This is a genomic window from Campylobacter sp. JMF_15 NE4 (genome assembly GCF_027737645.1).
In the GTDB taxonomy this organism is placed as follows: domain Bacteria; phylum Campylobacterota; class Campylobacteria; order Campylobacterales; family Campylobacteraceae; genus Campylobacter_B.
Map to the genome: position 1 here is coordinate 349,409 of NZ_JAOVTY010000001.1, position 26,286 is coordinate 375,694.

Annotated in this window: 26 protein-coding genes; 11 read left to right on the forward strand and 15 right to left on the reverse strand. The window is 40.9% G+C overall.

The genetic code is table 11. From position 1 onward, the window contains the following. Positions 1 to 20: 20 nt before the first annotated feature. Entirely contained in the window at positions 21 to 782 is a 762-nt protein-coding gene (locus tag OFN98_RS01850; RefSeq protein ID WP_270874779.1) for a TSUP family transporter, read from the forward strand. Between the two features lie 90 nt (positions 783 to 872). Continuing rightward, positions 873 to 1,247 (forward strand): RidA family protein, encoded by a 375-nt coding sequence (locus OFN98_RS01855; RefSeq protein WP_270861821.1) that lies wholly within the window; start codon positions 873 to 875, stop codon positions 1,245 to 1,247. A gap of 100 nt (positions 1,248 to 1,347) precedes the next feature. On the opposite strand, the gene OFN98_RS01860 is transcribed toward OFN98_RS01855, so the two are convergent. Together OFN98_RS01860 and OFN98_RS01865 are read right to left on the reverse strand one after the other, a co-directional pair. Then, positions 1,348 to 2,019: a hypothetical protein gene (locus OFN98_RS01860; RefSeq protein WP_270874778.1), complete on the reverse strand. Its 672-nt coding sequence runs from the start codon at positions 2,017 to 2,019 to the stop codon at positions 1,348 to 1,350. A gap of 85 nt (positions 2,020 to 2,104) precedes the next feature. Next, complete coding sequence (locus OFN98_RS01865) at positions 2,105 to 3,505, reverse strand: DUF4139 domain-containing protein (protein WP_270874777.1); 1,401 nt, start codon at positions 3,503 to 3,505, stop codon at positions 2,105 to 2,107. Between the two features lie 98 nt (positions 3,506 to 3,603). Between OFN98_RS01865 and OFN98_RS01870 the strand changes: the two genes are divergently transcribed. Then, positions 3,604 to 4,245: a Crp/Fnr family transcriptional regulator gene (locus tag OFN98_RS01870; RefSeq protein WP_270874776.1), complete on the forward strand. Its 642-nt coding sequence runs from the start codon at positions 3,604 to 3,606 to the stop codon at positions 4,243 to 4,245. 118 nt (positions 4,246 to 4,363) lie between these two features. Here the strand turns inward: OFN98_RS01870 and OFN98_RS01875 are convergent, their stop codons facing one another. Continuing rightward, positions 4,364 to 6,652: a hypothetical protein gene (locus OFN98_RS01875; protein ID WP_270874775.1), complete on the reverse strand. Its 2,289-nt coding sequence runs from the start codon at positions 6,650 to 6,652 to the stop codon at positions 4,364 to 4,366. A 107-nt stretch (positions 6,653 to 6,759) separates the two neighbouring features. Between OFN98_RS01875 and OFN98_RS01880 the strand changes: the two genes are divergently transcribed. After that, complete coding sequence (locus OFN98_RS01880; RefSeq protein WP_270874774.1) at positions 6,760 to 7,668, forward strand: helix-turn-helix transcriptional regulator; 909 nt, start codon at positions 6,760 to 6,762, stop codon at positions 7,666 to 7,668. 29 nt (positions 7,669 to 7,697) lie between these two features. On the opposite strand, the gene OFN98_RS01885 is transcribed toward OFN98_RS01880, so the two are convergent. Next, a complete protein-coding gene (locus tag OFN98_RS01885) occupies positions 7,698 to 7,835 on the reverse strand; it encodes a hypothetical protein (RefSeq protein ID WP_270874773.1) in 138 nt (45 codons plus the stop codon). Positions 7,836 to 8,222: 387 nt separating this feature from the next. On the opposite strand from OFN98_RS01885, the gene OFN98_RS01890 reads away from it, so the two are divergent. Continuing rightward, complete coding sequence (locus OFN98_RS01890) at positions 8,223 to 8,399, forward strand: YgaP family membrane protein (protein WP_270859000.1); 177 nt, start codon at positions 8,223 to 8,225, stop codon at positions 8,397 to 8,399. A gap of 32 nt (positions 8,400 to 8,431) precedes the next feature. Here OFN98_RS01890 and OFN98_RS01895 read toward each other — a convergent pair whose 3' ends face one another. Genes OFN98_RS01895 through OFN98_RS01910 form a run of 4 tightly spaced genes read right to left on the reverse strand, consistent with a single transcriptional unit; the run spans position 8,432 to position 11,222 of the window. After that, positions 8,432 to 9,505, reverse strand: coding sequence for a TRAP transporter substrate-binding protein (locus OFN98_RS01895; protein WP_270864920.1), 1,074 nt, complete (start codon positions 9,503 to 9,505; stop codon positions 8,432 to 8,434). 31 nt (positions 9,506 to 9,536) lie between these two features. Then, the gene (locus OFN98_RS01900) at positions 9,537 to 9,770 is read right to left on the reverse strand and encodes a hypothetical protein (RefSeq protein ID WP_270861813.1); all 234 of its coding nucleotides are present in this window, start codon (positions 9,768 to 9,770) and stop codon (positions 9,537 to 9,539) included. After that, positions 9,760 to 10,806: a DHH family phosphoesterase gene (locus OFN98_RS01905; protein WP_270874772.1), complete on the reverse strand. Its 1,047-nt coding sequence runs from the start codon at positions 10,804 to 10,806 to the stop codon at positions 9,760 to 9,762. Before OFN98_RS01905 ends, OFN98_RS01900 begins: the two co-directional genes overlap by 11 nt. Beyond that, positions 10,806 to 11,222 (reverse strand): Rrf2 family transcriptional regulator, encoded by a 417-nt coding sequence (locus tag OFN98_RS01910; RefSeq protein WP_270858996.1) that lies wholly within the window; start codon positions 11,220 to 11,222, stop codon positions 10,806 to 10,808. The genes OFN98_RS01905 and OFN98_RS01910 overlap by 1 nt, the downstream gene beginning before the upstream one ends. Before the next feature lie 108 nt (positions 11,223 to 11,330). Between OFN98_RS01910 and rpsO the strand changes: the two genes are divergently transcribed. Together rpsO and OFN98_RS01920 are read left to right on the forward strand one after the other, a co-directional pair. After that, complete coding sequence (rpsO, locus tag OFN98_RS01915) at positions 11,331 to 11,603, forward strand: 30S ribosomal protein S15 (RefSeq protein WP_270858995.1); 273 nt, start codon at positions 11,331 to 11,333, stop codon at positions 11,601 to 11,603. 443 nt (positions 11,604 to 12,046) lie between these two features. Beyond that, a complete protein-coding gene (locus OFN98_RS01920) occupies positions 12,047 to 12,868 on the forward strand; it encodes a hypothetical protein (protein WP_270874771.1) in 822 nt (273 codons plus the stop codon). 357 nt (positions 12,869 to 13,225) lie between these two features. Here OFN98_RS01920 and OFN98_RS01925 read toward each other — a convergent pair whose 3' ends face one another. Then, complete coding sequence (locus OFN98_RS01925; protein ID WP_270874770.1) at positions 13,226 to 14,290, reverse strand: tyrosine-type recombinase/integrase; 1,065 nt, start codon at positions 14,288 to 14,290, stop codon at positions 13,226 to 13,228. Beyond that, on the reverse strand, positions 14,287 to 16,884 hold the full coding sequence (locus OFN98_RS01930) for a YhdP family protein (protein ID WP_270874769.1): 2,598 nt from the start codon (positions 16,882 to 16,884) through the stop codon (positions 14,287 to 14,289). Before OFN98_RS01930 ends, OFN98_RS01925 begins: the two co-directional genes overlap by 4 nt. A 107-nt stretch (positions 16,885 to 16,991) precedes the next feature. Here OFN98_RS01930 and mltG point away from each other — a divergent pair, with 107 nt between their 5' ends. Genes mltG through OFN98_RS01945 form a run of 3 tightly spaced genes read left to right on the forward strand, consistent with a single transcriptional unit; the run spans position 16,992 to position 21,028 of the window. Beyond that, positions 16,992 to 17,948, forward strand: a complete 957-nt coding sequence (mltG, locus tag OFN98_RS01935) for an endolytic transglycosylase MltG (RefSeq protein ID WP_270874768.1) — start codon at positions 16,992 to 16,994, stop codon at positions 17,946 to 17,948. Positions 17,949 to 17,963: 15 nt separating this feature from the next. Further along, positions 17,964 to 20,147, forward strand: coding sequence for an NADP-dependent isocitrate dehydrogenase (locus tag OFN98_RS01940; protein ID WP_270874767.1), 2,184 nt, complete (start codon positions 17,964 to 17,966; stop codon positions 20,145 to 20,147). Beyond that, positions 20,147 to 21,028, forward strand: coding sequence for a lactate/malate family dehydrogenase (locus OFN98_RS01945; protein WP_270874766.1), 882 nt, complete (start codon positions 20,147 to 20,149; stop codon positions 21,026 to 21,028). The genes OFN98_RS01940 and OFN98_RS01945 overlap by 1 nt, the downstream gene beginning before the upstream one ends. A 110-nt stretch (positions 21,029 to 21,138) precedes the next feature. Here the strand turns inward: OFN98_RS01945 and OFN98_RS01950 are convergent, their stop codons facing one another. The 4 genes from OFN98_RS01950 to OFN98_RS01965 all read right to left on the reverse strand — a co-directional run bounded on the left by OFN98_RS01950 (position 21,139) and on the right by OFN98_RS01965 (position 23,275). Then, positions 21,139 to 21,402 (reverse strand): hypothetical protein, encoded by a 264-nt coding sequence (locus OFN98_RS01950; protein WP_270874765.1) that lies wholly within the window; start codon positions 21,400 to 21,402, stop codon positions 21,139 to 21,141. After that, complete coding sequence (locus OFN98_RS01955; RefSeq protein ID WP_270874764.1) at positions 21,386 to 22,276, reverse strand: radical SAM protein; 891 nt, start codon at positions 22,274 to 22,276, stop codon at positions 21,386 to 21,388. Before OFN98_RS01955 ends, OFN98_RS01950 begins: the two co-directional genes overlap by 17 nt. A 91-nt stretch (positions 22,277 to 22,367) precedes the next feature. Next, positions 22,368 to 22,688, reverse strand: a complete 321-nt coding sequence (locus OFN98_RS01960; RefSeq protein WP_270874763.1) for an ArsR/SmtB family transcription factor — start codon at positions 22,686 to 22,688, stop codon at positions 22,368 to 22,370. Between the two features lie 83 nt (positions 22,689 to 22,771). Beyond that, a complete protein-coding gene (locus OFN98_RS01965) occupies positions 22,772 to 23,275 on the reverse strand; it encodes a hypothetical protein (protein WP_270858980.1) in 504 nt (167 codons plus the stop codon). An 87-nt stretch (positions 23,276 to 23,362) separates the two neighbouring features. Here OFN98_RS01965 and OFN98_RS01970 point away from each other — a divergent pair, with 87 nt between their 5' ends. Next, entirely contained in the window at positions 23,363 to 24,241 is an 879-nt protein-coding gene (locus OFN98_RS01970; RefSeq protein WP_270864883.1) for an aminotransferase class IV, read from the forward strand. 697 nt (positions 24,242 to 24,938) lie between these two features. Here the strand turns inward: OFN98_RS01970 and OFN98_RS01975 are convergent. Continuing rightward, positions 24,939 to 26,282 (reverse strand): ATP-dependent DNA helicase, encoded by a 1,344-nt coding sequence (locus OFN98_RS01975; RefSeq protein ID WP_270874762.1) that lies wholly within the window; start codon positions 26,280 to 26,282, stop codon positions 24,939 to 24,941. Between the last annotated feature and the right edge of the window lie 4 nt (positions 26,283 to 26,286).

Below are 26,286 nucleotides of genomic sequence, written 5' to 3' on the forward strand. Positions count from 1 at the left end.
TTTGATTAAAAGGGGAGAGTGTGGAATTTGAAATTTGGCAAATTTTGATTTTAGTTGCCGCGGCGTTTGCTGGTGGATTTATCGACGCAATCGCAGGCGGAGGCGGGCTGATATGCCTGCCTGCACTGCTTGCAGTGGGTATCCCGCCACACCTCGCCCTTGGCACAAACAAGCTTCAAGGCACATTTGGCACATTTTCTGCGGCGCTAAATTTTACCCTAAAAGGGCTTGTCGATCCACGCAAAATCGCCCTAGCGATAGTCTGCACTCTCCTTGGCGCATTTATTGGCACGCGCACCGTGCTTTTAATCGACGCGAAATTTCTAAACTACATTATCCCGGTTTTGCTTTTAGCGCTTTTTATCTACACTGTGCTAAGCCCAAATTTAGGCGAGAGCGAGCGCGCAGCGAAGATGAGCAAAAATTTATTTTATGTTTTATTTGGTCTGCTTTTGGGATTTTATGACGGATTTTTTGGACCTGGGGCTGGATCGTTTTGGACTTTTGCGCTAGTTGGCTTGCTAGGACTTCACATGAAAACTGCCGTCGCGCAGACAAAAATTTTAAATTTCGTCTCAAATATCGTATCACTAGGCGTATTTATCATCGGCGGACAGGTGCTGTGGATGATAGGTATCATCATGGGTTGCGCGCAGATAGTAGGCGGCTGGATGGGGTCAAATTTGGTCGTGAAAAAGGATGTGAAATTCGTGCGCACGATACTGCTTTTCGTCGTTGCATGCACGATTTTGAAGCTACTTTATGGATTGATTTTTGGCTAAAATTTGGTAGTTTTATAAAAAACTTAAATTTATTGGCTCATAAGTTAAAAGTGGCTAGAATTTTTTAATTTTTTTTTGAAAGGATACTGTATGAAGGTAATTTCGACAAAAAAAGCCCCAGGTGCCATTGGGCCGTATTCACAAGCAATCGTCGCAAATGGATTTGTTTTCACTTCTGGTCAGATTGCGCTCACGCCAGAGGGTGAGTTCGCTGGTGGCGATGTGAGAGCGCAAACTACGCAGGTTATGGCTAATTTAAAAGCGATTTTGAAAAAGGCTGGAAGCGACTTTGACCACGCGATTAAAACCACGATTTTTTTGGCTGATATGGGCGATTTCGCGGCGGTAAATGAGGTGTATGGCGAGTATTTCAAAGACACTAAACCAGCCCGCTCAACCGTTCAGGTCGCAAAACTCCCAAAAGACGCTCTCGTAGAAATCGAAGTCATCGCAAGCGTGAAATAAATTTATAAATTTTTGTGCTTTGTTTTGCGACGCCAAATTTTTGTCGCGAACAAAGCAGTTTTTTATTTTTTCGTATAGTTAAAATTTAACAACGATATTTTTAATCTAATCGCTTAAAATCAATAATAAAGGAAGTAATAATTCCAAAAATAGCACCAAATATAGCAATACAAAACCAAATTAATCCAAAACCATAAAAAATTCCAAAGATGAAAAAATCCAAATTTTCTAATTTCGGAATTTCTGAGCTATCGAAATAACCTTTTTTATTTTTTATTTCTATAAGATCATAACACATAAGCAGAAAAAAAGATAGAGAAACCAAAAATAGAAATCTATTTTTGATGAGCAAGCCTGAAAATTCGCCTGGTCGTAAAATCAAAGTGATAAATTGGTCTGGGGCGGATTTGTTTTCGTGTAAAAATATGCTGGGGTCATCTACTCTTTTGCATTTTATCCAAAAATCATAATGAAAACCCAGAAAATAAATAGCATAAATGAAGCAACAAACGCCATAAATTAGACCGAGTAGGCTCATTTCGCATAGATAAAATGTAACAAAAGTCGGCAAATTTTCGCATGAATAATTTACGATTTCAAAATGAGATTTCATAAATTTTATAAAAGTATTCAAAATAGGAAATTTTTCTACAATGTCGTTTTGTAAGACAAAAATTTGTAATGAAACTAGCAATGTAAAAGTCAAAAAATAGTAGTTATATTTTTTGATTTTTTTATGCAAATTTAGTAATTTTGTTTCTTTATTTTCCATTGATACTCTTTTAAAATGTGGATTATGGCTCTAATACTAAAATAGCCATAATCCAATTTGACACTAAAAGTGAAATAAATCCCGCTTAATCTCTACTATCGCTGATTTCATATCCGAAATTTATCGTTTTTGTCTCGCCGTTATTTAGCCTGAATTTCCAGCTTGCTCGGCCCTCAGTGTCGATATTATCGGCTTTTGTGCCACTTTTATCAGTGATTTTGACTTTCTCGTCCGCGCTTAGTGGCATTTTGGCGAGTAGTTCGATATCCCAAGCCCTTGCGCTGGTGTTTTTCACCTCGTAATTCCAGCTAGAAATCGTGGTTTTTTTGGTGCCAAAAAAGTTTTCTTTGGTGTTTTTCTCATCGATTTTTTTGGTGACTTTGATTAGGCGATTTTGTCCTAAAAACACGCTAGTATCCACACCCGCAGGTATTTCCTCGCGCCAGTCTTGGCCAGCATTTACCCCGTCGATTTCGATTGTCGTAAGGGCGTGGTTGAGTGGCTTTTCAAGCTTTGTTTTGGCCTGCAAAAACGCTAAATTTTGGCTGTATGCGTCGATAAAAATGCTAAATTTCGCCTCTAAAATTTGGCTGTTAAAGTCGATTTTCGCGCTCTCATTTGGCGCAATGCTTAAATTTTCGATTGTGTATGAGTTCGATAGTGTGAGCTGGGCATTTGTCGCCTGCACGGCGCGATTACTCATCGCAGCCCTTGGCGTGGCATTTAACATGGCTTTTTGCATATACACGCCATCTGCTTCGTAAGTTTGCCCGCCGATATATTGTGCCCGAAACGGCCTTGGGGCGAGCAGGGCAGAATACGCATACGGATAAATCGCCACACTAAGCGCGTCAAGAGCCGAATTTAGCGGGTTTTTCACGCGGATTGATTGCGTGATAGCAAGCTTTTGCTTCGCTGTATTGGTGCTGATTTTCGCGCTCGCACCTTCGTTTAAAAATGCCGCGTATCGCAACGCAACGCTCTTTGGCGCGCATGCAAAGCTTAAATTCGCATGCCTCATTTGCGCGCTGGGTGTGCGTGCGATTTGCTCGTTTAGCGCGCTCTCATCGGCTTGAAGCTTAGCTATATTTTCAAAATCCCTTAGCGTGCTTGCATAAAATTCATCCGCATTTCCACTGCCAGAACTAGCCAAACTTTTGCTAAATTCAATCTTAGCCTGGATTGCCTTTTTTTGCGCTATTACCTTTGCAAGGGCTTCTTCTAGGCGTTTTCTCTCGTCGCTTTTTATCTCATAAATCCCGCTGTCTTCAAGGTTTTCTAGCTCGCACTCGCTTTTGATTTCAAGCAGACCTAAATCGAGCGCGGCAGGGATTTCCACGCTAAATTTCGCAGAGCCCGGGCTAAAAGTTTGGGTCAAAAAACTATCGTTTTGATAAATTTCGATGAAATTTTGCTTTGGTTTTTCTAGCTCGTTTGCGCCACAGAGCGCGCACGATACGATTAGTGGCAGGGTTAGGCTTTTCATTGCATCTCCTTAAAAATTTTCAAAATATTAGTAATTTAAAGTAAATGGTAGTTTAAAAGTGTAAAATGAAAGTTTTATAAAATTTTTAGGGGTGAAATATGCTAGAAGCGCAAGACTTGGAGTTTTTGAAGGGAAATTTTTGCGATAAATTTGATTTTAGCGGCGATGATTTGAGCTTGATTTACAAAAACGCGTATAAAAAGCGCCTAAGAGCGGGGCAGATAATCTATGCTAGCGAGGATTGTTTGGGCTATGTTTTGCTTCGTAGAGGGCTTTTGCGCGCATTTATCGGCACTGGGGGCAAGGAGCTCACGGTTTTTAGCATACAAAACGGCGAGAGCTGTATGATCTGCGATACTTGCAAATTCGCCCTTGCCCAAAACCGCCTTAGCGTCGAGGCTAGAAGCGAGTGCGAGCTTATCGTAATCCCGCCAAGCATTTTTAAAATCCTAAAAGAACGCTACCCAAGCGTGCTAAATTTCGCCCTGCAAATCGTAGCCAAACGCTTTTCGCAAGTCATAATGGCAAGCGAGCAGGCGATTTTCGCGCCACTTAGCGAGCGCATAATGGGCTTTTTGCGCGAAAATTTGGGCGCAAACGGCGAAGTGTGCGCGACGCACGAAGATATAGCCAATCATATCGGAAGTGCCAGAGAGGCGGTATCGCGCGTGCTAAAAGAGATGGAAAAATCAGGCAAAATCGCCCTTAGCAGGGGCAAGGTCGTGGTGATTGAGATTTGAAATTTTGAAATTTTGCGTTTTGTTTAAATTTTGGCTTGCAAAATACTGCGCCGAAATTTTTTGAAATTTTAAAAATTTTAGAATTTGGCTAAATTTTAAAATTTAGCCAAATTTTGCGCTAAAACAGCCCCTTTAAAATCCCCTTAACAGCCTCTTTTGCCTTGTCTTCACGGCTTTTTTCTTTGGCGTTATTTTGTGCGCTAGAATTCGCGCCAGTGTTTTGCCCTGATTTAGACCCCTTATCGCCTAAGAGTTTGTCGATACCTTTGCTGATTTCTTTGTTTAATTTTTCCTTCAAATACGCAGAATCGACGCTATATTTTGGGTTTTGCGTGGTGCCAGTGATTTGGACGCTAATATCCGTTTTTTCGATATTTGCCTTAACCGGGATATTGATTTGCTTGCTTTGGGTGTCAAATTTGCCCGCACTTACATTTAGTTTGCTTTTTTGCGCGCTCATATTTGTGTTAAAAGTGATTAAATTTTGCACGATTGTGCCGTCCAAGGTTACATTATTATAAACTTCGCCGGCTAAATCACGACCTAAAATTTTGCTTACGACGCCCATAAAATCGCTACTTTTGAGGCGTCCTTGATTTATGAGAGAGTTAAATTTGCCCTTTTTGGACTTTGTGTTGTAGCTAAAATCCATGTCCCCAACGCCGTCGTAAATGTGGCGCACACCAAGCATATCGGTCAGGTCTTTGACCGCGAATTTCGTGAGTTTGACGCTGACATCATCGTTTATCATTTTGCCGTTCATCGCCCCGCCAAGGATATTTGAAGCAAACGAAACGGCGAAATTTTTAGGCTTGTAATCAATTTTGCCGTTTGCGTTAAATTTGCCAAATAGCTCAATGCCAGTTAGAAATTTCATTTTGGTTAAATTTGGCACATTTACGCCATAATCGGCGTTTAGAGTGCTAGTTTTGAGATTATAAGCCCCTGTTATTTTGTCGAAATTCGCCAAATCTGAGCCAAGTTTGGCGGTAAAATTCGCAAGAGAGTTTTTGATATTTGCGCCCAAATTTAGGCTAAATTTCGTATCGCTTGGGAAAGATTTGCCACTAAGTTTGTCAAGGTATTTTTTATAAAGCACGCCATTAGCGATATTTGCGCTAAGTTCGCCATTTATTCCAGAATCTAGATTTAGCTTAGCTTCGCCGTTTATCGCGCCATTTCCGATAGCTTCCATGCCCAAAAACGAGGTTATAACTGCCAAATTTAGCGATTTTGCGCGCACGCTTAGCGCGCTAAGGTTGCCACTAGCTATCAAATTTCCGCCAAGCGCGTCGAGATTTAGGGCTAGGTTAGCTAGTTTGCCCGATTTTAGCGTGATATCAGCCACGCCTTTGCCAGAGCCTGAAAATTTCTGCCCTGTGATGTGAGAGAGTTTGGCAAAGTCGCTAATAGCGAAATTTGCGCTTGCTTTGCCGTCTTTGCTAGGCGCATTATACGCACCATTTATCACGGCTTTAAGCCCATTTTTAAAGGCGTTTATGTTTGTGTTTTTTAGCGTGAAATCCTTAAAATCGCTGATTAGCTCGCCACTAGCGAGTAAATCGCCAGAGGTTTCGTAGTTTATGATTTTGGCTAAATTTTTAAGCTCAGGCACGCTTAGAGTAAAATCGCTTTGAAGGGTGCGTTTTTGCATATCAAAAATGCTTTGTTTTGCGCTCAAATTTGCCAAATTTGAGCTGATTTCGCTCGTGGCTTTGGCGATACCCTCGCTCACACTGATATCGGAGTTTAGCGCGATTTTAACGCCACTTGGGATAGTTATGTTTAAATCTTTTAGCGCCTTTTCATTTAGCAATAAATTTTGTGATTTTATGGTTGCACTGCCCTCTGGTGCTCCGTTTGTGGCGATGATATTGGAGTTAATGGCGACATTTCCGGTGGCGTAAAGTGGCTGACCTGCCACGGCTAAAATTTTGGCGACATTTAAATTTGGCGCTACGATTTGCAGGTCTGTGGGCATAAAATCTGTAAGGTTGGCTAGAAATTTCACATCGCTATCAAACGCCCGTCCTGCGCCGTTTGCGCTGATTTTTTGCATATTTCCTAGCACGCGACCATTTAGCGAAACCCTTTCCCCGTCAAGTGCTACGCCAAAGCTTTTTAGATCTTTTGCGTTTAGCTCGTAGTTTGTGTCGAAGCTTTTGGAAAAAATGTCGTATTTGCCCACCAAATGCGCCGAAATTTCGCCATTAATTAGCGCCGTAATATCGAAATCGTCGCAGTTAAGGTCGAATTTATCTAGCCTAATATCAAAGCCTGTTTTTTGCGAGAGGTATCGCTCGATATGTGGCTTAGTGATAGAGTTGCCAAAATCGCTCCAAAGTAGCGCAAAAACCCCGCCGAAAATCAATCCGATAAAAACCAAAATTCCTATGATATATTTCATAATTTTCCCTTTAAAATTTTTCTTCGATTTTATCGCATTAGATTAAAATTTTATGCCAAAAATTTTGATAAAATAGGGCAAAATTTACTAAATTTCAAGGATTTTTCATGCTACCGCTAAAACAAGTGGAAAATAAAAAAAATAAAAGATTAAATCAAATTTTTGAATTCATCAAATCTCGCCCCGCAAAAACGCAAGAATTAGCCCAAATTTTCGGTGTCAATGCAAAGACGATAGGTAGAGATATGGAGATTTTAAGGGATTATGGCGTGGTAAAAGAGGGGTGGAGCTGGAAATACGACCCTAGCGCGCAAATGCGGGATTTAAGCGATGAAGAGAGGCTGGTGCTAAGCCTGATAGCAAGTCTGTGCGAAAACATATCCTCTGACTTTTATTTCAAAAATAGCGAGCTGATTTCTGGGCTACTTGGGGGCATGGACGAGCAGATTTTGGCGTTTTTTGGCAACGAAAAGCTGGATAAAAAATCAATACAGAAATTTAGTCTTGTCCAAAAAGCGATAAAAAACAAAAATATCATCAAATGCACTTACGGCAAGCATGAATTCAGAGCAAAACCACTAAAAATAGCGTTTTTGGAAGGGTTTTGGTATTTGTTTGTGTTCGATTGCGGCGAAGGGGATAGGTTTAAGAAATTTCACTTCAAAGATATCGAAAATATAAAAATCACGCCCGAGGTTTTCAAAACATCCGCACAGGTGCAAAAGCGCATAAAACAGGCGCGCTCGGTGTGGTTCGAGTTAGAAGACAAGTATAGGGCGAGGCTGTGGATAGATGAAGTGATCGCAAAGTATTTTAGGCGCAAACCATATATCAACTGCGATTTTACAAAGGAGTGCGAGGACGGCTCGATCGAGATTGAGTTTGGGTTTAGCAATCCTATGGAGGTCAAACCGCTGATTTATCGGTTTTTGCCACATATCAAGGTCGTCGAACCAGCCTGGCTAAATGATGAGATAAAAGCGGAAATCGCGGGGTATCTAGGCGAGATAAGCTAGTCTTGCAAACTTTGCTTATCGCGCGATTATCACAAATAACTAGCTTCAAGCCTATCGTTTAGGTTGTCTAGTCTGTGCTCTAAATCGATTATTGTATTTTCTAAAACCGCTATTTTCTCTTCTAAATTTGATATTTTTTTCTCTAAATTTCGCTCGTTGTCTTGCACATCGATTATTGTGTCTCTTAGAAATTCTATATCGTTTTTTAAATCTGATACTCTTTTTTTTAAACTATCATCGTCGTATGGCGAATAATCAGTAATTTTTTTATCGCCAACTTTGAAATCTTTGATTATTTGTATAGCTTCTTCTTCGTCCTTGACACTAAATGTGCCAAAATGAGCACCTGCCGGTCTGAAAAGACCAAAGCTAATCTTGTTGTCTTCCTTTAAATTTCGATTGGATTTTACTCAAAATTTCAGACACTTTTGTGTCAAATTTAGCCACGAAAATTTCTAAATTTGACAAATTTTCGGTGATTTTATCACTATGCGCGCGCTCTTAAAATGCTATAATCGCGCCAAATTCGTAAAATTTAGAAAAAAGGAGAGAGTATGCAAAGCATAAAAAGCCGTATGATTCGCATAGTAATCGGTGCGATAATCATGGTAGTCGGGGCGTTTTATCACAGCTGGTGGGGCGCAGTGGGGCTAGTGCCGTTTGTCGTGGGGGTGAGTGGATTTTGTCCTGCGTGCTATTTTTTGAATCGTTGCAAACTGCCACAAAATTAAAATTTAAAAGTAGGGCAAGCTTGCCCTACAAATTAATTCGAAGTATTTGAATCGCTTGAAGTGTTGTTGATATAGGCGTTTGTGCTGATTTTGTTCCACTCGCGACCGATTTTTAAAAACGCTCTTTGGCTATCCAAAATCTCTTTGAAAAGCGGATCTTTCGCACTTTCTTCATCTAAAATTTCATTTGTCGCGCTTCTTAGTTTCTCGACTACATCGGCAGGGAAATTGCGGACTTGCACATTTGGAAACTGCGCTTTAAGCTCTGCCCAAATTTTAGAATTCTCATAAAAGCCCTTGTTTTGGAAGTTTTCGCCAGCCATACGAGCTGCTGCTTCGATGATAGCTTGCAAATCAGCAGGAAGCTTCTCAAAAGCCTTTAAATTCACCAAAATTTGGCAATCCCCAGCTGGTTCTTGCCAGCCTGTGTAGTAGTAGTTCGCAACTTTGTGGAAGCCAAGAGGCATATCATACACCGGGCTTACCCACTCCACAGCGTCGATTGTGCCCATTTCTAGTGCCATAAATAGCTCGCCAGTTGGGACAGTGTTTATCGTAGCGCCTAGTTTGCTCATTACCTCGCCACCAAAGCCAGGAATTCTAAATTTAATGCCCTGCAAATCAGCTAACGAGTTGATCTCTTTTTTAAACCAACCACCCATTTGCATGCCAGTTGAGCCCATTAGAAATGTTTTCATGCCATACGCGCTAAACATTTTGTCATTTAGCTCTTTTCCGCCACCATAATAATACCAAGCGTGTTGCTCATCAGTAGTCATACCAAACGGCACGGCAGTCCATAGCATGGTCTTTGCGTCCTTGCCTTTGTAGTAATACAGCGAAGTATAGCCTAAATCATACTGACCGCTTTTGACGAAATCAAAAACACCAAAGCTGGCTTTGTGTTTTGACGGAGTGTCGATACGGATTTCCAATCGTCCGCCACTTAGCTCTTCGGCGTATTTTTTAAACTCATTAGCCGCATCGCCAAGGACAGGCATAGTGCTTTCCCAAGTGCTAGCTAGGCGCAAGCGGTATTTTTTATCTGCTGCAAAAGCGTGTGTCGAAAAAAGCATTACAAATGCTAAAACTAAAAATTTTTTCATAAAATCTCCCTTCAATAAATTTTTTAAAATTTTAATTAAATAATTCAGGTTTGTTTGCGCGCAAAAACTCAACCACAGCGATTGGCTCGTCCGCACCCTGCGCGTCTGAGTTTTGCAGGACTTCGTCTATATTTTCGATATAGGCTTGCGCGGCGGCTTGGAGTTTGTCGCGTCTGACGCCAGCGTAGATTAGCATGGCTTCGAGTGTGATATTTAGCTCGTAGATTAAATCATCGTTGCTTAAATTTTCGTTTTCAGATTTCATTGTCTGCCTTTTGGGTTTTTAAATTTATGAGTTGTTCGATTTGGGACTTTATCGCTTCGTATGAATTCGCATCCTTAAAGCCGATGAAAATCCCGCCACTAGCGTTCGCGTGTCCGCCACCGCCAAGTAGATTTTTAGCCATTGCGCTCACATCGACTTTGCCGTTTGCGCGGAAACTTAGCGTTTTTTTCGAGGTTGCATCGATGAAAAAGTCCATATCAGGGTTGCGCGTCAAAAAGTCATTTCCGATGACGCTGACATTGCCGATATTATAGGTCAAAATGCCTTTAAAGCCCTCGTATTCGATACTAAATCTCTCTTTTTGCGCGCCAAGAAGAGTTACGACATAATCTGAGATTAGGTTGCTTAGTGTGTCGTTTCGCTCGGCGTTAAAAAAGCTTTTTTTGATAGCGTGAAGCGCGTCATCTAGGGCTATGTGAGGCTCGTTTAAATTTTGAAATTCAAAAATTTTATTTAGCAAAAAATTTATATACTCTCTGCTTTGCTCTTCGAACATGATTTTGTTGATCTCTTTTGCATTTGAAACCATGCCAAGGCAAACCTTGCCAAGCTCGAACTCGCTCTCATCTTTTAGCCAGATATCGACTGCATTTACGACCTTGACAAATTTCGCTAGCTCTTCGTCCTCGCCAAAAATCGCGCTGAAAAAATCATAGGTGATTTTGGTAGCGCAACGAGAATTATCTAGCAGATACCAAGGGTGCTTCTGTGCGCACTCTGCGCCACTTTGGTGATGATCGAGTAAGAAAATTTTGGCGTTTTTTTGCGCTAGTTGCGTTTGAAATTTCTCGCACTGAGCGGGGAGTAAATTTAGATCAGTTATCAAAACAAGTGATTTTGCGTCCGGGTTAGTTTGCAAATTTTCATCGATTTTTTCCAAAATTTGGTCAAATTTTTCGACGATTTCTTTGCCATAATTTGCGTTAAAAAACTCCACGCCACTAAGGTAGTGCGCGACTACGAGCTGGGCAGAGTATCCGTCTAAATCGGTGTGGCTTAGGTGGTAAATTTTCATTAACGCTCTTTTTTGATAATGTCTTGCAAGGTGACATTTTGCATATACTCATCGACTTTGTCTTGAAGCTCGTTAAACATGAGATTTACGCGACACAAAGCCCGTCCGTTTGGGCAGCCTTTGGTGCCTTCTTGTGTGCAATCAAAAATCGAAGCTTTGCGTTTTTCGGCACTTGTGATGATTTCAAGTAGGGTGATTTCGCTAGGTTTTTTGGCTAGGCTAAATCCGCCTTTGGCGCCTTTAAATGAGTTTAAAAGCTTGCTTCTAGCTAGGCTTTGCAAAATTTTGGCTAAAAAACTGCGTGAAATTTGAAGTTTTTCAGATATCGTATCGACATCCACAGACTCGCTATTTTGATTTTGAGCTATGCAAATCATCGCAAGTAGGGCGTATTCTGACGCTTTTGTAAAGAGCATTTTCTCTCCTTTTTTGATAAATCCGACTATTTTACCCAAAAAAAGCAAAAATTTAGGTAAATTTAGTATAATTACCGCTTATTTTATTTCACCGATCAGGAGGTCATTATGGCTTTAGACACGGCTCAAAAAGCACAAATAGTTGCGAAATTCGCTAGAAAAGAGAAAGATACAGGTTCAGCAGAGGTGCAAATCGCGCTACTTTCTGCAAAAATTGCATATCTTACAGATCACATTAAAGCAAATCCAAAAGATTTCTCATCTCGCCTTGGACTACTTAAAATCGTAGGTCAAAGAAAAAGAATGATGAAATATCTAAAAAACAAAGATTACGCTACATACTCAAAACTAGTTGCAGAACTTGGTTTAAGAGATAAATAATTTCAGTTTTTATTTTGTCTTAAAGCGCGTCTAGCCCCGCTAGATGCGCTTTTTTTATAATTAAAAATTTAAATTTTTAAGTGATAATCATCAATTTATAACGCACAAAACACAGCGATATTCAAATTTTAAAAGCCTATACCTAAAATTTAGTAATCTTATGCGAAAAATTTTCGTGTGCTGTGCTTTGTATGGGACATACAAGTTGAAATTTTTTATTATAAAAAAAATTAAACATCGCAAAGATAAATTTTGCATTATAAAATTTTATAAATTCGGTGATAAAAATTTTTCAGTTTTGACGACTTTATTTGTTATATTTACTCGTAGTAAAAAACAATAAAAATTTTCATAAATTTCCCCAAAAATTCCCAAATTTTACCCCATTTTAAGTGGGGGGGGGATACAATATAAACTTTATTTTTTTTTACAAAGGGCGAAAAATGATTGATAGCGTGGTTGCAAGCGAGCTGTTTATAAACGAGGATATTTTGACATTTTGGGCGGGCAGAAACAAAGAAATCTGCGATATGTGCGTGGCAAACGAAAATTTCGATCGTATCAAACGCTACAATATTTCGCTATCGAATCTCAAAGTCGATACTTTCAGAGCCGGCCATGTGCTTTTTGGCGATGTTGGCGATATATTTTTGAAATTCAGCGCGGGGCGCATTAGGTTTTACGGCGACAAGGCTCCGAGGCTGTATCAGGGCGTGTGCCATACCAAAACCAGAATCGGGCGAAAAGATGTGGAGTTTCACTTCGTCTATGCCTCGGCTTACGACGCTAGCGACAATCTCATCGAGGTTTTGCACATCGCAAACGACAAAGAGACTATGTTTTGCCTCGTCGATATCATGCTAAATGGCCAAGATTTCAGCGTCGATGAATACCATGCGCCGACTAAGATTGACCTTGACGCTGACCACACTAGAAGGGTTGCGAGCGTAGATGTGCGAAACCAGCAGTGGAACATAAATGCTGCCAAAACAGCCGAAAAAGCCAAAGACGAAAATTTAGATAGCGAGCTTATGAAACGCTCTAAATTCGAGGTTGCGGGGCAGATTTCGACACTGCTAGAAAAACACAAAGAGACGCTGAAAAATATCACAAATAGAAGTGGCGAGAATTTTTACGATTTGTATGCGAAATTTAGCGTTTATGACGATTTTTTGAAAATCGAGAGCTACAAAAGCGCGCTTGGCGATATCCAAACAATCCTAAATAAAATTTATAAAATCAAATTTGACAGGCTTTTGGACTGAAATTTGGGTCAAATTTGGCTTTTTGTTTGAAATTTGCGTGAAATTTTACGATAAATTTTACGCAAAATTTCAAGTAAAATTTGGGCTTGAATTTTTGATTTTTTTGTCATTGCGAGCGAGCGATAGCGAAAAATTTTCCTGATTTGTCATTGCGAGCTTTCGCAGAAAGCGAAGCAATCCAGTAAAATTTAGTGTGAATTTAAAATGTGCGAATTTAAATTGATTTAAATTTCCCTGGATTGCTTCGGCGATACTCGCCTCGCAATGACAAATCAAGCAAATTTGAAAATTTCAATAATACAAATCACAAAATTTTCAAAATTTCACGCTCAAATTCCACAAATTTCACGCCAAATTTCACTCGCCAGAGAAATCCTCTGCTACCATTGCGGCTAGGCGGAGTTTTTCATTATCGAAATGCGTGTAAATGCGCGAGGTATTCAGGCTCGCATGCCCTAGGGCTTCTTGGACTAGCACCAAATCTTTTTCGCGCTTGTAAAGCATGGTCGCGAAGGTGTGGCGTAGCATGTGCGCGCCGTTTTTTTTCTTGCGAATTCCTACGCTTAAAAGCAGTTTTTCTACGATTCTGCTGATATAAGCCTGCGTGAGCGCCGAGCCTTTTTTGTTGGTAAAGACATAATCATCTTTGTTTGCAAAATTCGTTTCCAATGCGTCCAAATCGCCCTGGATAAGGCGCTTTTTTATCATTACGACGCGGTATTTATTTCCCTTGCCTCGTATCCGCAATACATACAAATCTCCGTCCTCGCTGATATCCTTGCGGCGCAGGTTTATCGCCTCTCCGACGCGGATTCCTGTGTAGATAATCACCTTTAAAATCAATCTATTTCTATGGGTAAATTTCTTAAAATCTGCGCTATTTATCGCGCCGATAAATTTTGAAATTTCATCTTCGCTTAAAAACTCAGGCAGTTTCACGCCACGATTTCCGCTCACGCCGCCCCAGCTTTTAAGCTCTATTCCGTAGTTGTGCGAGGCGCCATCAGTTTCGTTTTGGCGGTCGATGAAGCCAAAAAAGTTTATCACGGCGATTCGGTAGTTTTTTTTGCTCGCATCGCTTAGCCCTCCCGTGATAGAGGCCAAAACCTCGCTTAAAAGCTCTTCGTCGATATTTTTCATACTTTCTAGCTCGTAGGATAAAAGCGCGTTATAGAGCTTAAAAAGCGGGTTGAAATATGTATTAATGCCCGTTAGTCCCGCGTTTCTAGCGTCTTTGGCTAGGGCCGAGAGAGCCCCTATATTTGGGACATTTTTGGCTAGTGCCATTATGGTTTTGCTAAACAGCTCCTCGTTTTTAAGCTCTTTGTTTGAAAGCGAGCTTAGCTTATACCTGACGAATTTAGCCATCCAAAAAAGTAGCGAAGAGGCGAAATTTTCTTTGGCGTCTAGGGGTTGTTTCATTTCTCGTCCTTAAAGATCACAAACGGCAACATTAGCGTGTTTTTGATGAGATTATATGGGGTTTTTAAAACATCTGTGGTGACGGCTGTGGAGTAGGTCGGCTTGCTCATAGTGCCTCGAATTTCGATGATAGTCGAGATTGTCTTATCCTCGCCCAAGATTATTTGATTTAAAAGTGGGATTTTCGAGATTATCGAGCTTGCGTCTTTGAGATATTTTAGCTCCAAATCAATATTTAGCGCGCCTGATTTTAGATTTACTTCGCCGTTTCCTGCGATATCTGCGCTCGTGCCCTCAAACTGCATCGCGTTTAGATAAATTTTATCCTCGCTGCGACGGAAGTAAATTTTGCCGTTTTTCACACTAAATCCGCGGTCATTAAAATCCGGCGTTTTGAAAGCCAGAAGCGAAGGGACGGAGTTTAGGAAGCTAAGGAGTTTTTGATAGACGATATAATCTTTCAAAAATGTATTTTCGACCAAAATCTCCCCTCGATAGTTTCTCGGATCGATTCCGCTGGCTTTGAGCGTGAAATTTCCGCTATCGAAGCTTTGCGAGCCGATGATTTGATTCAGCTCCCTGCCACTGATATTTTGTGCGAAAATTTGAAATAGGCTTTTTTTGAAAATTAGCTTAAAATCGCCTTGCTTGAATTTCGCATTTAGGCTCATATCCTTGCCAGAAAGCGAGCCAGAATACGACACCAAGTCGATAGTTTTGTTCATATCGGTTAAAATCACAGATGAATTTGTGCCAGAAAAGTTAAATTTCGAGCGCGCAGAATTCGAGCCTGAGTTAAATTCGCTGGTTTGGACGCTAGTATTTATCATGATATCGAGGTCTTTGAGCGTGATATTTGTGCCAGCCTTGCCACTACTAAAACTTAGCTTGCCGTTGCCCGTAGCGCCATTTAGCGAGCTTCCTGCGACCTTTAAATTTATGCTATCGCTATTGTAATACCTGCCACTTTTTTCTATCAAACCAAAGTCAAATTTCAAATTTTTGCTAGTGATTGTGAAATTTGAAAAATCAGCCGTGCTAATGTGCGCATCACCGCCCGTGATTCCGATAGTTTTGAGGGTTTTGGAAAAATTTATTAGATCTTTTATCTCGGCTACATTTATGTCGATTTTATCGCCAAATCTCATATCCGCACCTAAAAACTGCGAGTGCAAAATCGGCGCAACCCCGCTAAAATCGAGCGTAAGATTGTCTTTGACATTTGAAAATTTTAAAATTTCATTATCTCCAGCCGTGATATTAAAGCTTTTTATCTCTCCGCTAAATTTAGCCTTTCGCGTGGTAAAATCGATACTCCCGTCCGCTGTGGCGTTGAAAATTTCGTTTTTTAGATTTGAGTTTTTGATATCAAGCTTTTTCTCCGTGATATGCACGCTAGCATGCGAGCTTTTAAATTTCGCCTTTGAAATCATAATTTCGCCGTTTTTTAGGCTCACATTTGCATCTACGGCTGCGCTTTCATGCACTGGGTCGATGTCGATTAGCACTCGTGCGTCGATTTGCTCGGCCTTGCTGACATATACTGGCTCATTTATGCCATAAAATGCTAAAATATCAATCAAATCCTTGCCGATATTTTCTTTGGTGCGCAAATCCAGCGCGACAATCGGCTCTCCGCTAAAAATTTGCTTGATTTTCACCCCGGAGCCATCAAGGCTAATGCCATTAAAGGTCGGATTGCCGATAGCGATATCTAGCGTGCCATCTTCTAGCGTGATATCAGCGCAATCAGCGATAACTGGCGAAACGGTGCTAGCAAAGCTCACATTTAAATCCTGCGCGCTAGCTCTTGCGAAAATGCGCTTCTCATCGGCGTGGGGATCGTCCAAATCAATGGCGATTTTTAGGGTGTCGATGTAGTATTTCTGCGCTACGACTAGCCCGTAAATCCACTCTTTGGCGTGAGGATTGAGGCCTGTGAGCGCGCCAAGCTCGTCCATAAAGCGTTTTAGGCTCGTGGCGTGGGCATTTGAAACTTCTAAATTTAAATTCGAGCCTATATTTAGCGCAGAAATTTCGCCTGAGATTTCATGCGAAGCAAATGTGCCGTTAAAATCATAAATGCTAGATTTGAAATTCGCGCTAGCCTCGCCTTTAAGCGTGGCGTTGAAATCTTTGAGCGAGATTTCATTTACGCTTACTTTTAGTCCGTTGCTAAGCTGGCTAAGACCTGCGTTTATGCGAAAATAGCGAGTGTCGATGAAAAATATATCATTGTGGTATAAAACCTCGATTTTATCCTCGCCAATGCGCAAATTTTGGATATTAATTTCCTCGAAAAATTTCATCGCAAGGGTAAATTTCTTGCTATATTCGATGAGTTTTTCGTTTTTTTCCCTAAGTTCGGCTGGGGTTTTTGGCGTAGGATTTGCGTCTGAGAGCTCTTTTTTGTTGATTTGCAGATCTTTTACGCGCAAGATTAGATTGTTTTCAAGCTTTAAAAAAAATCCCTCGATTTTGACGAATTTATTCTCAAATTTATCGATTTTTACCCCTGTTTTTATAAAGATAATTCCACTCATAAAAAGTAAAAGCAAAATGGTAAAAAATCCGTAGATTATCTTTCGTATCACACGCTCTCCAAACTTTTGGCTAAATAAATTTGTGCGTATAATATAAAATTTAGGCAAAATTTGGGCTTATTTTCGTATAATTTCGCAAAATTTGATTAAGGAAAATTATGCAATCTTTGGGCAGGCTTATCCGTTTTTTATCTTTTGTAGTTGAAATTTTACTAATTTTCGTAGCAGTTATTTTCTGGGATTTTCACCAAAGCGCGCAAAACCCAAAAATCGTCGCAGTAGGGCAAGGAAGCGCGGTAAAAATCCTATCCTCGCTGGGGACCGGGGCGAGATTTGGCAAGACTCACGCTAGACTTCTCTCGCTTTATGGTGGCGCAAAAACCGGTGAATTGGAGCTTAGCGCGGAAAATTTACCAAAATATAGATTTTTATACGAGCTAGCTCACGCAAAGCCTGTGATGAACGAAATCAAGCTGATTCCTGGCGAGACCACGATAGTATTTTTGCAAAATTTAGCCAAATCCCGTGCGTTAAGTTTTGAAATTTTAGAGAGCGAATACAACGCAACTGCGCCGTTTTATGAGGGATTTTTGGTGCCTGAGACCTATAAAATCAATAAAAACGAAAACGAAAAAAATATCATTAAAATTTTAAGTGCGAGTGCGAGTAAATTTCACGCCGAATTTAGAGAAAAACACTGCGTCGATTGCAACGATACAGCCTATAAAGAGGCGCTAATCAAGGCTTCGATTATACAAAAAGAAGCAGCAAATACTGCTGAAATGCCAATTGTAGCCTCAGTGATTGAAAACCGCCTAAAAATTGGCATGCGACTTCAAATGGACGGCACGCTAAATTACGGGCTGTATTCGCACACTAGGGTTACGCCAGCGCGTATCCGCACCGATACTAGCCATTACAATACATATCTAAATGATGGCCTGCCACACGAGCCTGTGTGCGTGGTCTCGCCAAATGCGATAAAAGCGGTCTTTGCGCCAGCAAGCACTGAATTTTTATATTTCATGCGAAATAAAAAAACAGGCTTGCACGATTTCGCTAAATCGCAGGCCGAGCACGAGCGCAATGTCAGAGCCGCGCGAAATGCAAAATAACAAAAAGGAGAGATTATGGCGATTTACTACACTTACACGGACGAATCCCCAGCCATAGCCACACACTCGCTACTACCGATAATTGGGGCATTTTTGCGCTCAGAAAATATCGAGGTAAAAACGGCTGATATTTCGCTTGCTAGCAGGGTTTTGGCAAATTTTAGCGAGTATTTAAGCGAGGAGCAAAAAACTAGCGATGATTTGGCGTTTTTGGCAAATTTGACCAAAAATAGCGACGCAAACATCATAAAACTACCAAATATTTCAGCCTCGCTTCCACAGCTTAAAGCCTGCATTAGCGAGCTTCAAGCGAAGGGTTATGCTTTGCCAAACTATCCTGATAACGCGCAAAACGACGAGGAAAAATCTATCAAAGCCCGTTATGCAAAGGTGCTAGGAAGCGCGGTAAATCCAGTCCTTCGTGAGGGCAACTCAGACAGACGCGCCGCAAAAAGCGTCAAAGACTACGCTAGGGCAAATCCTGTGTGGAGTGCCCAGTGGAGCGGGAGCGAGCAAACCTGCGTGGCAAGCATGAGCGGGGGCGATTTTTACGCTTCTGAAAAATCGAAAATTTTCGCTAATGGTGCAAATTTAAGCATAAATTTCACTTGCGCTAGTGGAGAGAAAACCTGCCTAAAAACCCTAAAAATCGAAGCTGGCGAGGTCGTAGATAGCGCGTTTATGAGCGTGAGCGAGCTAGATAATTTTATCGCCGCTAGTGCGCAAAAAGCCAAGCAAAGCGGGCTAGTGTATAGCGCGCATTTGAAGGCTACGATGATGAAGGTAAGCGATCCTGTTATTTTCGGACGATTTGTGAGCGTGCTATTTAAGGGAGTTTTCGCTGAATTTAAAGAAGAATTTGCGAAATTAGGCATAAATGCAAACGACGGGCTAAAAGGGGTCTTTGAAAAAATAAAAAATTCGCCAAATTTCGCCCAAATCAAGGCTAAATTTGACGAAGCGTTTGCAAATTTGCCCGAAATTTATCACATCGACGAAAATACGACAAATTTCGATATGCCAAATTTGGTTATAATCGACGCTTCGATGCCTGCGATGATACGAAACGGCGGGAAGCTACGCACCAAAGGCGGGCAAATGCGCGAAGCAATGGCGGCGATCCCTGATAGAAGCTACGCTAAAATTTACGAGGCGATGATTGAGGATTTGAGGGCGCATGGGTTTTTGGACCCTGCTAAAATCGGAGCCGTGGCAAATGTGGGATTAATGGCGCAAAAAGCCGAAGAATACGGCTCGCACGATAAGACCTTTATCGTGGAAAATGACGGGCGTATTGAGGTAGTGAGCGAAAATGGCGAAGTGGTTTTTGCGTATGATTTGCAAAAAGGCGATATTTTTCGCATGACGCAAACCAAAGAAAAAGCGATTAAAAACTGGGTAAATTTGGCGTTTTCGCGCGCTAAAATCAGTGGCGAGAGGCTGATTTTTTGGCTAGATGAGGCTAGGGCGCACGATAGAAATATAAAAGAAATTTTGCTAAGCCAAATCGCTCAAAATGCCGAATTTAAGGGCGCAAATTTTGAAATTTTAGATCCATATAAAGCCGTAATCAAAACAAACGAGATTATTCGAAGCGGGCAAAATGTCATAAGCGCTACGGGCAATATTTTGCGCGATTATTTGACCGATTTATACCCGATTTTGGAGCTTGGAAGTAGCGCGAAAATGCTCTCAATCGTGCCACTTTTGGAGGGTGGAGCGATGTTTGAGACGGGTGCTGGTGGGACTGCGCCGGATTTGGTGGCTATGATGAGGGAGCAAAATCACCTTAGTTGGGATAGTTTGGGCGAGTTTATGGCGCTGTGTGAGGCGCTGGAATTTGTAGCGCAAAAAGAGCAAAACAAAAAAGCAAAAACCCTAGCAAATGCGCTAAATGCGGCTATTTTTAGATATTTAAATGAAGCAAAATCCCCAAGCCGTGAAGTAGGGCAAAATGATATTCGCGCAAGCCACTATTTTTTGGCTAAATTTTGGGCGGAAGAATTGGCAAAATTCGAGCCAAAATTCGAGCAAATTTATGCAAAATTTAGCGAAAACGAGGCGCAAATTTTAGATGAATTAAACGCAGGGCAGGGCAAAGGCGTGGATTTTGGCGGATATTTTATGCTGGAATTTGACAAAATGCAAAAAATCATGCGCCCAAGCAAAATTTTAAACAAAATCATAGAGGAAATTTAATGAAAATAGCAATAATCGGAGCTGGAAATATCGGCGCAAATGTCGCAAACAATGTGATTGTAAATGAAAATTTAGCTGGGTTTTTCAGCGAAATTGCGCTTGTGGATATCGCAGAAAACATCGCGCGCGGTAAGGCGCTGGATTTGGCGCATTTAGCGAGCCTTTGCGAGTGCGATGTGAAAGTGTGCGCTGGAAGCGAGCCAGAGCTTTTAGAGGGGGCGGATATCGTCGTAATCACGGCTGGGCTTACGCGAAAAGCGGGGCAAAGCAGGGAAGATTTGCTTAAATCAAATGCCAAAATCGTGAGCGAGTGCGCGAGGAACACAGCTAAATTCGCCCCTAATGCGATAATCATCATCGTAACAAATCCACTTGATTTAATGGTTTTGTGCGCGCAAAAAGCAAGCAATTTCGCGCCTAGTCGCGTTATCGGCATGGCTGGCGAGCTAGATAGTGCGAGGCTGAAATTTGAGATTGCGAAATTTAGCGGGGATAAAATTTCTGCTCTAAATGCCCCAGTGGTAGGCACTCACAACGATGAAATGGTGATTTTAAAGGACGAGATAAACGCTAAAATTTCGCCCGCTGATTTAAACACTGCCTCGCAAAATACCCTAAATAGTGGCAAAAGCGTCGTTAGCCTGCTTGGTACTTCGGCGTATTTCGCCCCTGCTGGCGGGATTGTAAAAATTATAAAAAGCATAATCGCAGATGATAACAAAACCCTAATTTGCTCTGTGGTAGATGAAAATGGCGTGCCATTTGGCAGGTTTGTGCGTATCGGCAAAAACGGCGCAACAGCCCTAGAATTCGAGTATCCGTTGGAATTTAAGAAAAAATACAACAAAATGGGGCAAAGCATAAGAGAGCTTGAATTTTAAATTCGCGACAAATTTGCAAAAACGCAAATTTGCCTAAATTTCAAAACGCCCTAACTATCATTTTGCGATACTGGCTAAGCTTCTTTTCATCGCTGTTTTGCATAAATTCTTTAATGTAAGCTAGCAAATTTTCCTTTGTATGGGTCTGCAAACCCTGCGGCGGCTAAATTTCGAATCTGCTCGGCGCTTTTGTCGTAGAAATTATCGATTCTAGCGTATCCACCGATACTTTCCACACTTGGGACATATTTGTGAAGCAGTTCGGCGACTCTCATTAGCGTATCGTAACTAGCCGCAAAGCCGTCTGCGCCTGCAAAAATATCCGTTTTGGTGCGCCAAAAACGCTTGGTATCTCCTTTATAATCTTCCGTCAATCGACACTCTGCTTATATTTTTCTCACCGATAGTTTTGATTGCAAAGTCTAGTTTGCTTAGCATTTTTTCTTTGTGAGTGTTAAGCATGCCGTCAATTCTCACGCTATCAAACGGGTGCAATGCCCAAAAATATGTGCCTTCAAGATCCAAATTTGCGATAAACTCGCGCTCTTCTTCTAAAATTTCCTTTTCACTGGCTGGGATAAATTCGCCGTTTAAAATTTGCTCATTTAGCCTCGTATCTTTAAACGCGGTCATTGTGTTTAGCAAAATTTTGCTTGGTTTGATTTCGTTTTCTAACCTCGCCATTGCTCGTGCAGACTCGCTTGCCATGCCACGCCCAGCCGTGCCAAGCATAAGCAAATCACAATGTGAAATGCCGATTTTATTTAGCCTTAGGCACTGAGTTTTGCTATCATCTGCGTCGTAACCTTTACCTAAATTTCGCATTGCGGCGTTAAGACCGCTTTCTATGCCGATGTATAAATCATCTACGCCAGCCTCTTTTAGCGCGATTAATTCCTCGTCGCTTTTGGTGGCGATGTTATCGATCCTAGCATACATCGTGATAGTTTTGATATTTGGCAAATATTTTTTGATTAGCTCGATTCGCGCTAAAAGTTTTTTCGTTCCTAGCGCAAATGGATCGCCGCCTACTAGGTAAATGCGCGTCGCTTCCCTCGCGTAAGAGCTGTGAAATTTGACGATTTCGGCTAAAAATTCCTCGACCTGCGCAAGGCTTAGCATACGAAATTTCACATTTGCATACATATTGCAATACGAGCAAGAGTTGTGCGAACAGCCCTCGGTAATGGGGAGTAAAAGGGTGTTTGCCTCCACTGGTGGGCGGTAGATTGTGCCATTGTAGTTCATTTTTTCTCCTTATTTTTAAAATTCGATATTTTTATGATTTTCGAAATATAAATTTAAAAAAAGCAAAATTTGAAAATTTATAAAATTTGGGTTACAACTCTTTGATTATGTAGCTAGCTAGCTCTTTTATCGTCTCTTCGTTTCTACGATAATATGTCCATTTGCCGTGTCTTTCGCAGAGCAAAAGCCCAGCTCTTTGGAGTATATCGAGGTAGTTTGACACGGTAGAGGGCGACAGACCTGCCTTTTCTTGGATACTGCTGACGCACACGCCACCTTTTAGATCGACTACTTCGCCAAGCGAACTGCCTTGTGGCGGGAAATTCGCGTCAGGGTTTTTGAGCCAGTTAAGGATATTTAGTCTAGTTTCGTTGTTTAGTGCTTTGCAAATTTCAACTACATCAATTTTCATTTTTTACCTTTTTTAAAATTGAGAGATTTTATCATACATTTCGATAATTGTCAATATATCAAAATATCTCAAATTCTAAAATTTTATTCTTCTGGGTTGATTTCGACTATTTTATTTAGGACATATTGTTCTAAATCTCGTTTGGCGATATCGTTTTTAAGGGCTTCGTTGTAGATTTTTTCGACAGGTTTGGAGTATTTTTCGTATGGAAAATACAAAAAGTGATTTGCCCAAGCTTTTTGGATTAAATTTTTAGTGATTTCCTTGCGTCCCCATGCCTTAAAGCAGTCAAATCCGATAAACACAGCAGAGGTCAGCAAAATGGTAAAAAGTATCGAAAAGTGAAAGTCGATTTTGGTAAAAAGCAGGTGAGTAATGCCTATGGCAAACATCACGAAAACAAAGGCAAATGTCCCAAAAATCGCATACGAGCGACCATAATTAAATCTGAAATTTAGCTTAGCAGGATCTACTAGCATGCCGTCGTTAAACTCAGCGTTTGCCTCCAACAAATCGCGAAAAAGCACAGGTTTATCCGAGATATGAAACATAATATTTAAAATTTTGTCTTTGCAGTTTTTATTCATCTTTTTTCCTTGTCAAATTTGGCGCCATTATATCTGAATTTTAATTTTTATAAGATAAAATCACCTTTTAAATTTAAGGAGAGCGTAATGTTTGAGATAGCTAATATGAATAACGATGATTTTGTCTATATCAATGGCGAAATCGTGCGTGCCAAAGACGCTGCGATAAGCCCATTTGACCGCGGTTTCATGCTAGGGGACGGCATTTATGAGGCTGCGCCTGTGATAAATGGCAAAATTTGCGATAAAGCCGATTTCTGGGAGAGATTTGAAAATTCTGTCGCACAAATCGAGCTTAAAATCCCATATACTCATGAAGAATACGAGGCGTTTTTAAACGAAGTCATCGCCAAAAACGGCGTTAAAGAGGGCGTGGTTTATACGCAAATCACCCGTGGTGCTGCGTTTAGGGATTTCGACTATACCGATACTAAGCCGACCGTGTTTGCCTATGCCTTTTCGAAAGTGATTTTCGATAATCCCCTTGGCACCAAAGGTATCGAAATCGTAAGCCTGCCTGAGATCCGCTGGCATAGACGCGATATCAAATCAATCTCGCTTCTAGCGCAGTGTATCTCAAAGCACCTAGCGCACAAGGCTGGGGCTTTCGAGTGCTTTTTGGTAGAAGACGGCTTGGTGACTGAGTGTTCGAGTTCGAGTGCGTTTATCATAAAAGACGGCGTTTTGATTACTAGGCCGCTATCGCACGACATTTTGCCGGGCATTAGACGCAAGGTGATTTTGGGCTTTGCGGGCGAGCTTGGGCTAAAAGTCGAGCAAAGGGCGTTTAGCATGGAGGAAGTCTATGGCGCGGACGAGGTTTTCATCAGCGCAGCTTCTTTGATGGCAATCCCTGTCATTAAAGCTGACGGCAAGCCGATAAATGGCGGCAAAATCGGCAAATTTACCCCGCTAATTCGCGAACGCTACGCCAAACACCTAAAAGAACAAGCTGGGCTTTTATAATTTTGCTTTGAAATTTTGCTCGAATTTTCTTTAAATTTGGGCAAAATTTGGCAAATTTAATCAAATTTTTAAAATTCAAAATTCTAAAATTTCGCTTCGCAATCCAGAAATACTGCGCCGGAATTTTGTTTTTTGATTTTGTTTGATTTGGCGTGGCAGAAATTCTTGTTTGGCATATCGACAAGCAAGTATCTCCGCTCTACGGTGCTTAAAATTTGGATTTCAAGGAAAAACTATGTTAGATATTGTAGAGATGATTTTAGGCTATATAATCCCATACGAATTATTTTTATATATGCCGTTTCAGGTTATTTTATTTGTTTTTTTCACATGGTTTTTGATGATAATTTCATTGTTTGGAATTTTAATTTCTGCATTTTTTAAACGAGTTGCATACAAAAAAATACTCATAAAGTTATTAAAAATTACCATGCTTTTTATGTGGTTAAGTTTTATAATTTCATATTGCTATTATTGTGGCTATGTCGCTAGTTACGGAATATCGCAAGTTCATATTTATAAACCTGTTTTTTATCTATTTGGAATTGTAATAGTGAATATTTTAGTTTATTTGTATATGATATCAACGAAATAGTAAAAGAAGCTATTTTTTGAATTTAATCTCGTAACGCGAGTATCCTTACTCACCACAAAGGCTAATGAGCACCGTAATAAATTTAAAATCTAATGCAAAATTTCACAAAATTTGATTATAAATTTTAAAAAATTCATTTTCTTCGTAAAATTTCACCACTGCTTTGTCGATTTTGACTATGCGCGAAAGGTAGGTGTAAAGCCCCTCTTTGCGCGTGTAGAGGATTTTTAAGCCATTTAGGCTCGTGGCGCGTGAGAGCGCGACATAAAGCTGGCCGTTGGCAAAAATCCTATCTATATCGCAGGCTAGGTTTTCGATACTCATGCCCTGGGATTTGTGGATTGTGATTGCGTAGGCGAGTTTTAGCGGGAATTGATAATACCGCGCGATTAAAAAATCGCTCGCCTCGTCCTCATCCGCTCTAATCTCGCTGTAATCATACCCCGCGCGCTCGACTCGCACGAAGGCGCCTGATTTTTTGCGCACTACGATAGATTCGATTTCGCCAAAGCCATTTAACTCGATATTTTCTACCACGCCACTTTCGCCGTTGTAAAACTCGCCTGATTTATTCATCGTAAAAAGCACTTTTGCGCCGACTTTTAGGCGCAGGGATTGGCTTAAATTTAGCGAATTTAGCCATTTTGCAATTTTATTATCATCGTAAGAGTTTTCGTGGATTTCGCACAGCCCCTCGCATAGATACAGCTGTGAATCTAGCGCGGCTAGCTTAGCTTCGTTTATCGCATCGACCTCGGCATTTCGCCCAGAGATTATGGTCGCATTATCGTCTAAACTCTCGCGCGGAGTGATTAAATTCGCCAAAAATTTGGCTAAATTTTCGCTAATTTTGCCAAGCCTGATTTGCGATAAAATTTCATACAAACTCTCATCGTCCGTGCGCTTAGAACCTAACATTTCTATGTATAAAAACTTCATCGTCTCCCATGCGTGCGTGCCAAAGGCATACTCGCTCATACGCAAAAGCGAGCCTTGTTTGCTAGCACTTAGCTCGTCTTTTTTGACGACTGGCGGGAGCTGATAAAAATCTCCCGTTACTAGCAAATGACCGCTAAATTTGGACTTTACGAGGCGGTATTCGATCATCTCAAAGACATCAGCACCGACCATTGAAATTTCATCAAGCACGATTAAATCAGTAATTGAGAGAATTTTGTTAAGTTCAGTTATTTTGGCTTTTTGCGAGCGGTCTAACTTTTTTAACTCTTCGAAATTTTTGCTAATGCCAAATTTAAAAAAACTATGCAAGGTTACACCGCCGATTTCTACGGCACTAATGCCGGTTGAGCCTAGCACGATGACGATTTTGCCGTGAGTGCGAAACTCTTCGATGACGCCTTTGACGACATAGCTTTTGCCTACACCGCCACCGCCTGTGATAAATACATTTTGTGATTTGAGCTTTTGTGATACGAAATTAATCAAATTT